This is a genomic window from Capsulimonas sp., from assembly GCF_039929585.1.
Classification (GTDB): domain Bacteria; phylum Armatimonadota; class Armatimonadia; order Armatimonadales; family Capsulimonadaceae; genus Capsulimonas.
This window is the reverse complement of record NZ_JBDSQY010000222.1, coordinates 1-9,961: the sequence shown is the minus strand read 5'-3', so window position 1 is coordinate 9,961 and position 9,961 is coordinate 1. Positions and strand designations below refer to the sequence as shown.

The 9,961-nt window shown below is 59.4% G+C and carries 10 protein-coding genes; 6 read left to right on the top strand and 4 right to left on the bottom strand.

Going from position 1 to position 9,961, the window contains the following annotated elements:
* Together ABIZ35_RS16560 and ABIZ35_RS16555 are read left to right on the top strand one after the other, a co-directional pair.
* The coding region (locus ABIZ35_RS16560) for an ATP-binding cassette domain-containing protein (RefSeq protein ID WP_348221034.1) at positions 1 to 1,143 on the top strand (1,143 nt) is incomplete at its 5' end.
* 195 nt (positions 1,144 to 1,338) lie between these two features.
* Positions 1,339 to 2,562: a TCR/Tet family MFS transporter gene (locus tag ABIZ35_RS16555; protein ID WP_348221033.1), complete on the top strand. Its 1,224-nt coding sequence runs from the start codon at positions 1,339 to 1,341 to the stop codon at positions 2,560 to 2,562.
* A 73-nt stretch (positions 2,563 to 2,635) separates the two neighbouring features.
* On the opposite strand, the gene ABIZ35_RS16550 is transcribed toward ABIZ35_RS16555, so the two are convergent.
* Positions 2,636 to 3,535: an AraC family transcriptional regulator gene (locus ABIZ35_RS16550; RefSeq protein WP_348221032.1), complete on the bottom strand. Its 900-nt coding sequence runs from the start codon at positions 3,533 to 3,535 to the stop codon at positions 2,636 to 2,638.
* 143 nt (positions 3,536 to 3,678) lie between these two features.
* On the opposite strand from ABIZ35_RS16550, the gene ABIZ35_RS16545 reads away from it, so the two are divergent.
* Complete coding sequence (locus ABIZ35_RS16545; RefSeq protein ID WP_348221035.1) at positions 3,679 to 4,545, top strand: aldo/keto reductase family oxidoreductase; 867 nt, start codon at positions 3,679 to 3,681, stop codon at positions 4,543 to 4,545.
* A 108-nt stretch (positions 4,546 to 4,653) separates the two neighbouring features.
* On the opposite strand, the gene ABIZ35_RS16540 is transcribed toward ABIZ35_RS16545, so the two are convergent.
* Genes ABIZ35_RS16540 through ABIZ35_RS16530 form a run of 3 tightly spaced genes read right to left on the bottom strand, consistent with a single transcriptional unit; the run spans position 4,654 to position 7,740 of the window.
* Positions 4,654 to 5,559, bottom strand: a complete 906-nt coding sequence (locus ABIZ35_RS16540; protein WP_348221031.1) for a hypothetical protein — start codon at positions 5,557 to 5,559, stop codon at positions 4,654 to 4,656.
* Between the two features lie 21 nt (positions 5,560 to 5,580).
* On the bottom strand, positions 5,581 to 6,489 hold the full coding sequence (locus tag ABIZ35_RS16535; protein ID WP_348221030.1) for a hypothetical protein: 909 nt from the start codon (positions 6,487 to 6,489) through the stop codon (positions 5,581 to 5,583).
* Positions 6,490 to 6,546: 57 nt separating this feature from the next.
* Positions 6,547 to 7,740 (bottom strand): DNA polymerase, encoded by a 1,194-nt coding sequence (locus ABIZ35_RS16530; protein ID WP_348221029.1) that lies wholly within the window; start codon positions 7,738 to 7,740, stop codon positions 6,547 to 6,549.
* A 114-nt stretch (positions 7,741 to 7,854) separates the two neighbouring features.
* Between ABIZ35_RS16530 and moaA the strand changes: the two genes are divergently transcribed.
* Genes moaA through ABIZ35_RS16515 form a run of 3 tightly spaced genes read left to right on the top strand, consistent with a single transcriptional unit; the run spans position 7,855 to position 9,832 of the window.
* Positions 7,855 to 8,847 carry a GTP 3',8-cyclase MoaA gene (gene moaA / locus ABIZ35_RS16525; RefSeq protein ID WP_348221028.1) on the top strand — a complete coding sequence of 331 codons (993 nt, stop codon included), beginning with the start codon at positions 7,855 to 7,857 and terminating at the stop codon, positions 8,845 to 8,847.
* Between the two features lie 26 nt (positions 8,848 to 8,873).
* Entirely contained in the window at positions 8,874 to 9,347 is a 474-nt protein-coding gene (gene moaC / locus ABIZ35_RS16520; RefSeq protein ID WP_348221027.1) for a cyclic pyranopterin monophosphate synthase MoaC, read from the top strand.
* Complete coding sequence (locus tag ABIZ35_RS16515; protein ID WP_348221026.1) at positions 9,335 to 9,832, top strand: MogA/MoaB family molybdenum cofactor biosynthesis protein; 498 nt, start codon at positions 9,335 to 9,337, stop codon at positions 9,830 to 9,832. Before moaC ends, ABIZ35_RS16515 begins: the two co-directional genes overlap by 13 nt.
* Positions 9,833 to 9,961 lie beyond the last annotated feature (129 nt).

The window sequence follows — 9,961 nt, the reverse complement described above, 5'->3', positions numbered from 1 at the left end:
ATCGACATGATCCCGATCGCCCGCGCCCACGCGGTCGAGGATGTGGAGATCGAGAAGATTGACCGGCAGCTCGATCAGGTCAAGCAGGCTGGGATCAAAGTCGACTACATCAACGCAATGTTTCTTTCGTCGGCCTGGTCGATGTTCACGATGCTGAACCTGCTCGGCATGGTCGCGGCCGGCTGGATGTGCTATACGAAGATGCTGCCCTTGACAGCGGGCGATGTGGTGCTTCTGGGCGGATACTTCAGCAGCATCACCGGCGCCGTGCTTTCGATCTGTAATATCTTCCCGAATGTCGCGCGCGGTTTCGAGGCGATCCGCTCCATCGGCGACGTTCTGGAGTCGCCGGATATCGAGCGTAACCGCGGCAAGCAGTCCATCGCCAATGTCCGCGGCGGCCTTCGCTTCGACGAGGTGGCGTACCGGTATCCCGGCGGCGAAACCGATGCGATCTCGCACTTCAGCCTGGATGTCCCCGCAGGCAAGACCGTCGCGCTTGTCGGCCCCTCGGGCTCCGGCAAGTCCACGATGATGGGTCTGGTCCTCGGCTTCCAGCGCCCGACCGGCGGCCGGATTCTTTTGGACGGCAGCGATATCGAAGCCCTGGATCTGCGCGACTTCCGCGAATATGTCGCCGTCGTCTCCCAGGAGACCCTGCTGTTCCAGGGGACGCTGCGCGAGAACATCCTCTACGGCACTCTCGATGTCAGCGACGAGCGCTTGTGGCAGGCGATCTGTGACGCCAACGCCCACGAGTTCGTTTCGCGTCTCCCCGACGGCCTGGATACGGTGATTGGCGAAAAGGGCGCGCGTCTTTCGGGCGGTCAGAAACAAAGAATCGCCATCGCGCGAGCCATTATCCGCGAACCGCGTGTCTTAATCCTGGACGAAGCGACATCGGCGCTGGACGGCGAGAGCGAGCGGGTCGTGCAGGAAGCGCTGGACCGTTTGATGAAAGGGCGCACTACACTGATCGTCGCGCACCGCCTTTCGACGATCCGCAACGCCGACACGATCGTCGTGCTGGAAAACGGCCAGATCACCGAGGCGGGTTCTCTCCCAGACCTTCTCGATCGGAACGGCACATTCGCCGACATGTGGCGCCTGCAAACCGGCGCCCGCTTCGCCATCGCGTCTTAAGTATTACGGCTTCGGCCCCTCATTAGGATGGCCCCTCCGCCCCAATTCTGGGGGACCTGATTTTGGAGACTGGCATTTTCCAGTCCCCCAGAATTGGGGCGGAGGGGCGAACTCTTAGTCCCTCAGAATTGGGGTACAGGCGCCATCCTCATCCGCGACACCGTCCGTCGCCTTCGCTCCAAGGAGAGCTTCCGCGTGCAAAAACGCCCTGCCGGCCTGATCTTCATCTTTATCACACTGCTGATTGACGTGCTCGGCTTTGGCGTGATCATCCCCGTGCTGCCCCGCCTGGTGTCTTCCCTGGCGGGCGGCGGCCCCAGCGCGGGCGCGCACGTCTTTGGGCTGCTGATGGCGTCGTTCGGTCTGATGCAGTTTCTGTTCTCGCCGCTGCTCGGCAGTCTCAGCGATCAATTTGGCCGTCGTCCGGTCCTTTTGCTGTCTCTGCTCTTCACGGTCGTGGACTATGTGATCCAGGCGCTCGCTCCGAATATCGCGTGGCTGTTCGTCGGACGCATTCTGGCGGGCATTACCGGCGCAAGCTTCACCGTCGCCAACGCCTACATCGCCGATATCACGGCGCCGGAGAAACGCGCGCAGAGTTTCGGGATGATCGGCGCGGCGTTCGGCATCGGCTTCATCCTCGGCCCCGCCCTTGGCGGCCTGCTCGGCGCCGTCTCGGCCCGCGCCCCATTCTGGGCCGCCGCCGCCCTCAGCCTGCTGAACTGCATCTATGGCGCGTTTGTGCTGCCCGAGTCGCTGGACAAGGAGCACCGCCGGACGCTCTCCATCGGCGCCCTGAACCCCCTGCGCGGTTTCGGCATCCTCGCCCGCTTCCCCTGGGTGCTCGCGATGGCCGCGTCCATCGGCCTGCTGAACCTCGCGCAGCAATGCCTGCAAAGCACCTGGGTTCTGTATACAGAGTATCGTTACCACTGGACGCCGCTCGACAACGGCCTCTCACTCGCCCTCATCGGCCTGATGACCGCCATCGTTCAGGTCGGCCTGATCCGCGTGCTCGTCCCCAAACTCGGCGACCGCCGCGCTATCCTCGTCGGCCTCATCTTCAATGTCGTCGGCTATTTGGGATTCGCCCTCGCCACCAAAGGCTGGATGATGTACCCCGTGATGATCATCTGGTGTTTGAGCGGCATCGCCGGCCCCACCATCCAAAGTCTGCTCTCCAAACAATACGAAGCCAACGAACAAGGCGCCGTCCAGGGCGCGCTCGCCAGCCTGCAAAGCCTGATGGGCGTCATCGGCCCGATCCTCGCCACCTGGATCTTCGGCTACTTCACTGCCCCCGCCGCCCCGATCAACCTCCCCGGCTCCCCATTCCTGCTCGGCGCCGCGCTGATCATCGCCTCCGGCCTGCTCGCCCGCCGCGCCCTGCGACGGCAGGCGAAGACCGCGTCGGCGTAAAAAGTCGTCATGCTTCGCCTTAAACTGCCGAAGTCTGCTGCTCAAGCCGCACAGGCCCGTGAAGCATAGGGCTTTACATCAGCAATGTCTCAGGCGTTTTTATCCGCACGATGTCGCGCCGTGGGGGAGCGCCAAACGTGCGGGCGTACTCCCGGCTAAACTGAGAGGCGCTTTCATATCCGACCTGATAGGCGGCGGCCTCCGCGCTCACGGAGTCCGTCAGCATCAGCCTTCGCGCCTCCAGAAGCCGAAGCTGCTTCTGGAACTGGAGAGGCGTCATCAACGTGGTCAGTTTGAACTGCCGATGGAACGCCGACGCGCTCATGAGCGCCCTGGCGGCTAACTCTTCAATCCGCATCGGCTGCGCAAAGTTTTCGCGCAGTGAGTGGATCGCGTGCATGACGCCCTTTGTGTGGCTGCCGCCCAAAACGACGTTCGCAACTTCGCCCCCATACGGACTGGTCAGGAGCCAGTAACAGATTTCCCTCATGATCAGCGGATAAAGCGCGGGGATAGCGCTGGGTGTGTCGAGCAGGCGCGTCAGCCGCAGCAGGCACTCGGCCAATGGGTCGTGAAAATCAGTCACAAACACGCCGCGATTGACCTTACCACTCGTTTGAGGCGGTGAACTGAGCGATTCCATGACTTCTCGCAGGGCTCCGATTTCGAGTTCGACGCCGATGCTGAGATAAGGTTTGTTTGGGCTGGCTTCCACGATCCGACCGAACGCCGGCATTTCGATGCTGACCACCAGCGCCTGCCCCGCGCTGTAGCTGATCCATTTGTCTCCAAGGATCGTCTGCTTCGCCCCTTGGACGACGAAGCATAGCGTGGGCTTGAGGATCGAATGGCTGAGCCGATCCTGCTGGGGCGATCGCAGGAAAGACACCCCCTCGACGGCCGTTTGAAATACGATTTGCCCAGAATGGCCTTCCGTATGGCGCATCACCGCATCCACTAAACGCTCCAGCATAATGCGTCTCCCTTTCCGCTACTTAGCGGCGTCACTATTTCTAGTTTAGCAGGAATAGGCAAGAAATCGAAAAGTTCTGGCACGGTCTCTTCTGAGCGTCACTGGTATCATAACCTCACACAGACGCCAGGAGGAAGAATATGATGTCCACCACACTGCCGGGAGGCGAATACAAGCTCGCCGAAGATCTTACTGTCACTCGCATGGGGTACGGCGCCATGCAGCTGGCCGGCCCGCATGTCTTCGGACCGCCGAAAGACCACGACGGCGCGCTCGCGGTCCTGCGTGAGGTTATCAATCTCGGCATCACCCACATCGACACCAGCGACTTCTACGGTCCGCACATCACCAATCAGCTGATCAAAGAAGCCCTGCATCCCTATCCGGAACAGCTGCGGATCGTCACCAAGGTCGGCGCGACGCGAGACGAAAAAGGAAATTGGCCCCAAGCGCTCGCGCCTCACGAACTCCGCCAAGCCATTCATGACAACCTCGCCAACCTTGGCGTCGAGGCGCTCGATGTCGTCAATCTGCGTGTCGGCGGACTGAGTGAACCGACGCCCGGTTCGCTCGCGGAGCCGTTTGGCGTGCTTGCACAGTTACAGCAGGAAGGTCTGATCAAGCATTTAGGAGTCAGCAACGTCGCCGCCGAACAGATCGCCGAGGCGCAATCCATTGCGCCAGTTGTCTGCGTGCAGAATTTCTACAATATCGCAAATCGCCAGGACGACGCGCTCATTGATTCCCTGGCGAAACAAGGAATCGCCTACGCGCCGTTCTTCCCGCTGGGCGGCTTCTCCCCGCTGCAATCCGACGCGCTGTCTGGCGTCGCCACCCGCTTAAACGCCACCCCGATGGCTGTCGCCCTGGCGTGGCTACTGCAGCGATCCCCGAACATCCTGCTCATCCCCGGAACATCCTCGGTCGACCACCTCCGAGAAAACGTCGCCGGCGCCGGCCTGCAACTGCCGGAGGATGCGATTGAAGAACTGAACGGCATCGCCGTTTAAGCCCTACTCGGTCTGATGCATTCAATACCGAAACAGCCCGCTCGTCTCATCGACAGAGCGGGCATTGGCGCTCAGTTTTGCACCGGAATGCATCCACGATTTTAGCGTCTAATCAACACGGATCGGGCCGCCGATCAAATCGACGACGGGAATTTTGTGCAGACCCGCAAGCGTTTTCATCCGGGCTTGCAGTTCGGGAGTAACAGCGTAGTACATTTTGTGCAAATTAGCCTGCGAACAGATCCAATTTGAGCCGGAAATATCTCTCATTTCAAATAGAATGTCGATTGCCGTCGCGGAACGACGATTTACCAATTCGTCCTCTATTGGCCCCGTATTGATCCCCGGCTGGAACGCCAGATCGCGCCACGATGACGCCGCCTGCGTCTCGGGCATGGAAAACAATGCGCCCAGCTCCGCCTGCGCGAGAACTTTATCGTGTTCCATAATTGTTGCATGACGAAGCGCTTCCGCAGTGTTGCGAAGCCGCTTTGGATCGACTGGCTCTATCTCTAATGGGAAAGAAAAATCTTGTTTTACGATGACGCCATGAAACTGGAAGTCGTCCGGCGCGCCGTCTGGCAAGCTGCATGGCATACCCACATGAACGGTAAGCGTGTACTTCCCGGGATGCTTGATCGCCAGATATCTCGTGGCGACGATATACCCCGATGTTTCCTTGCCACGTTTGTCCAGCGCGCCCGCATCCACGCCATACGCCCCACCCGGGCGAACTGGGCGGCTCCCAGGGATTTCCGTGACAACATGGCCCATTGAATCGCTCATGGAGAACGTATACCAGTCCGTGACATACGGATCGACATCCACGATCACGTTCTTGCTGGACACACTTACGAATTTGTACCGAATGAGTAACGGTTCACCCAATGTAATGCGCGATGGCGACACGAGAGACGCTTCAATGCGAACAGGGTCCATCGCTGCCGCTGCAATCACGGTGTGCGCCATTGAAAATCCAGCGATCACTGCCGTGATGAATAATTGATATTTCATGAGATTGCCCTTTAGGAAGCGTTAATCGACCCTGATGGGAGGATCTGGCGGCACAGTCAGGCCATGCTCCTCGTAAACCCTTTCGATCTCAACTCGAATGCGATTGTCCTTCCTGTGATACATCGCCGACAGATGCTGAAGCGAAGGAAGTTCGCGCGGGTGTTCGATGCAAAGATTGGCCAAAACATTTGCCGATGCAGCCGATGGGCGCGCTCCCAGATAGTCCCCCACGAGTTTAACATCGGTGAACTCCGAGTTCGAGACAAGGCTGCGCCATGCCGGCGCCGAGGAGGAAAGCGGCATCGCCATTAGCGACTGCAGCACCAACTCGCGCTTTACACTGTCTGTTTCTACGAAATACCGCTGACTGAGCATCTGCGCAGTCTTTACGGGCTCGTTGGAGCTTACCCCCGCCACCACAACAGGAAATGTGAAATCCGCCAGATAGTCACTCCATTTGTCGTCACGCAGACTATACGGCAGTCGAACATGGACGATCACATCGTATTGCCCTGCTTGGTCGATGGTAAATTGCCGCGTCGTCGCGAAAGAATTCGAAAGCGAGGCTCCTTTGACCAGCCTCTTACTCATGGAATACGCGCCCTGATATGTACGCAAAATGGGACAGTCAATGGAACGCGCATGTCCCTGACTATCGACAACTGCTACCGTAAACCAAGTCCCAGGCTCAAATTCCCAGGGATTGCCGCCATCGTCCAAATCAACGACTAAATCTGTACCCAATTGGTTTTTGATGCAGAAGTGAACGGCAATCGGGATTCCTGCCCGCGCCGTGGCGGGGGCGAGTGAAGCCGTGACAATGACCGGAGACTGTTCAGCATCCGCAAGTACAGGTGCGCAAACAGCGCATCCGGTCAAAGTGAGAACCGCAAGCCAACGGCGCTCCGTCATCCATTTATTCGTTTGCATTTCTGTACTGACACGGCGCCACCTCGAATGTTTCGCAATAAAAAAGCCATACAATCATCACGAAATCTTCCCAAATGCAATCTTATCCTCCTTCGCCGTCTCCGCGCGCCGTGAGCTTGCCATCGTGACCGTGTGCCGGCCAAAGCGTTTGTTGACGCCGTCCACGGCGAGGGAGAGGCGCCAGCGGCGTTCGTAGTCGTCGAACAGGGAGCCGGTGACGTTGGCGATGGGGAGAAGATCGCAGAGGACGACGCCGACTTGTTTGGGCTGATCGAAGGGGTGCGTGAAGATCGACTGCATCCGCTCCATGAGCGTCCAGGTGTCGGCGCAGGGGGCGAATGTGACGTGATTCTCCCATTTGTCGTGCAGGGCGCCCCGGGCGAAGACGGACATGCCGCGTGCGTAGAAGCCGAGCGAGCGCATTCGTTCGGCCGCTTTTTCGAGCAGGCGGCATTGGACAGAGGCGGCGCCGGCGCGCGTGCGCATCTCCGGCGGCATGACGTGCGTGTGGCTGATGGTGCGGCGGTCGGTGATCGGGCGGGGATAGTACTCGCCGCGCAGCTGCCGGTACCAGTGCTCGCCCATCACCCCACCCCAGACCTTGCGCATCTGTTCTTGCGACAAAGCGTACATATGTTCCGTTGTGCGCACACCGGCGGAGTGAAATCGGCTCTCCATGCCACGGCTAATGCCGGGAAAGTCGGTCAGCTTCATGGGATAGAGGCGATGCGGCAGATCCTCTTCATCTAATACGATCAAACCGTTGGGCTTTTTCAGTTCTCCGGCGACTTTGGCGAGGAATGGGTTCAAGCTCAAGCCAATGGAACAGCACATATGTTCGCCTACATTCTTGAAGATTTCGATTTTGATCTTTCGGGCAAGCGCCACAGCATCCTCGGTGCGCTTTTCATTCGCCCAGAGCTTGCACACCATCTCATCGACGGACCAGATCTGCGTGACGGGGATGCAGCTTTCCACAACGCTGACGATGGCGTTGTGATACTCTCGGTAATGACTGTGACTGGTGGTCTCTACTAGGATCAAGTTGGGACAAAGGCGGCGAGCTTCCCCAACGTTTGTCCCGGTTTTGATTCCGAAGCGTTTCGCTTGATATGAGGCGGCGATACAGCAGGTGGAATCGGACATCACGGGGACGACGGCGATGGGTTTTCCGCGTAAATGAGGGTTTTCCTGCTGCTCCACGGAGGCGAAAAACGCGTTCATATCCAGAAAAAGCCATTTGAGCGCCACGACTGGTAGACTCCATTCTACTGCACAAGTGTTGCATTGTAGCATGTGTCTACTATCAAGTCAAGTGGCCTCAAAGATTTATTTTTCGCGGCTTGCTGGTATAATGGCGTCATCATGATTTCACTCATCGATCCCTTCGGGCGCGCGATCCAATACCTGCGTATCTCCGTTACGGACCGCTGCAATCTGCGCTGCGTTTACTGCATGCCGGAGGACGGTGTTCCTTATGACGCACCCGAAGAAGTGCTGTCGTTCGATGAGATCATGCGTTTGGTCAATTTGCTGGCTGGCTACGGCCTGCGCAAGGTGCGGGTGACCGGCGGCGAGCCGCTTGTCCGCAAGAACGTATCCGAACTTGTCGCGCGGATCGCGGCGGTTCCCCAGATCACGGACCTTGGCTTGACCACCAACGCCGTTCTCTTGGAAAACCAGGCCCAGGCGCTTTGGGACGCCGGACTGCGCCGCCTCAATATTTCTCTGGACACGCTTCAGCCGGAGCGGTTTGTGAAGATCGCGCGGTTCGCGAAGTTTGAAGAGGCCCTGGCGGGACTGGCGAAGGCCGAGGCGCTCGGGTTCTCGCCGATCAAGCTCAATATGGTCGTGATGCGCGGCGTGAATGACGATGAGATTTTGGAGATGGCGGCCCTTTCGCTCGATCATCCTTATGACGTTCGCTTCCTGGAGTATATGCCGATCGGACAGGTGACGCCGTGGGAATGGCGAGCCAGTTACGTCTCTAATGAAGAAGTGATCCAGCGGCTGAGCGAGCGCTTTGAATTGCAGCCAATCGAGGCGGCGTCTTCCAGCACGTCGCAAGTGTTTCAGATTCCCGGAGCCGTGGGCCGGGTCGGCGTGATCAACCCCATCTCGCATAAGTTCTGTGCGAACTGCAACAGACTGCGCCTGACGGCGAACGGCGCGCTGGTTCCCTGCCTCGCGGACAATTACGAATACGATATCAAGACGCCGCTGCGGGCGGGCGCATCCGACGACGAATTGATCGGACACGTGAAGGCGGCGCTCGCGCACAAGCCCGAGCAGTCGGATTTCGAAGGCCGCGTCGAGCGCGGCGGCTCCATCCGGATCATGGCGCAAATCGGCGGATAGCCCCCAAAGCAATAAGAAAGAAGACGATGACGCAGCTGACGCATTTGGATGAGCACGGACAGGCGCGCATGGTGGATGTCAGCGGCAAGGCGGCCACGCGCCGCGTCGCCCGCGCCCAGGCTGTGGTGAGCATGGCGGCGCAAACGCTGGAATTGATTCGCGACAATGCGCTCGGCAAGGGCGATGCGCTGGCCGTGGCCCGGGTCGCCGGGATCATGGCGGCAAAGAAAGTGGACCAGTTGATTCCCCTCTGCCACACTCTGGCGCTGTGGGACATTGACGTCGAGTTTTCATTCAGCGAAGACAAGCTGACGATCACCACGACCGCCGTGACGGTTGCTCCGACGGGGATTGAGATGGAAGCGCTCACGGCGGCGACCGTGGCGGCGCTCACGATTTACGATATGGCGAAGGCGGTGGACAAACGGATCGAGATCGGCGAGATCCATCTGTTGTCCAAGACCGGCGGAAAGAGCGGAGATTTTTTATGGGAGAGCTAGTACGCGTCGGCGTCCTTACGATCAGTGACCGGTGCGCGGCGGGCGAGCAGGAAGATTTGTCCGGCCCGGCCATCAAGACCGCCCTGGCGGGCGATCCGTTTGTCATCGCGCTCTACGCCGTCGTTCCCGATGATCGTAAGCAGATCGCCGAGACCCTCAAGCGCTGGTGCGACGAGCACAACTGCGACGTCATCCTCACGACCGGTGGCACCGGTTTCGCCAAGCGCGACGTCACCCCCGAAGCGACACGCAAAGTGATCGAGCGCGACGCGCCGAACATCAGCCAGTATCTGCTGATCAAGTCCGTCAAGAAAAGCCCCTTCGCCGCCCTCACGCGTGGGATCGCCGGCGTACGCCGCAGCGCGCTGATCGTCAACCTCCCCGGCAGCCCAACCGGCGCCGGCGACTGCGCGGCAATTCTCGCGCCGATCCTGCCGCACGCCATGGAAGTCCTGCGCGGCGCCGCGACGGAACATCCGATATAGTGACCTAATCCCCGGCCTTTGGCCGCCCCTTCCCCAGCAAGCCGCTTCGCGGGGAAAGGGTTAAAAATAGGATGGTTCCCTATGGGACTCAGAGAAGAGGCCCCTCCGCCCCAATTCTGGGGGACCAGA

Bases quoted from the DNA above. Each gene is read 5' to 3' on its own strand.
- ABIZ35_RS16540 (WP_348221031.1), bottom strand. From the start codon at position 5,559: ATGAAATATCAATTATTCATCACGGCAGTGATCGCTGGATTTTCAATG.
- ABIZ35_RS16515 (WP_348221026.1), top strand. From the start codon at position 9,335: ATGGGAGAGCTAGTACGCGTCGGCGTCCTTACGATCAGTGACCGGTGC.
- ABIZ35_RS16545 (WP_348221035.1), top strand. From the start codon at position 3,679: ATGTCCACCACACTGCCGGGAGGCGAATACAAGCTCGCCGAAGATCTT.
- ABIZ35_RS16535 (WP_348221030.1), bottom strand. From the start codon at position 6,489: ATGCAAACGAATAAATGGATGACGGAGCGCCGTTGGCTTGCGGTTCTC.
- moaA (WP_348221028.1), top strand. From the start codon at position 7,855: ATGATTTCACTCATCGATCCCTTCGGGCGCGCGATCCAATACCTGCGT.
- ABIZ35_RS16550 (WP_348221032.1), bottom strand. From the start codon at position 3,535: ATGCTGGAGCGTTTAGTGGATGCGGTGATGCGCCATACGGAAGGCCAT.
- moaC (WP_348221027.1), top strand. From the start codon at position 8,874: ATGACGCAGCTGACGCATTTGGATGAGCACGGACAGGCGCGCATGGTG.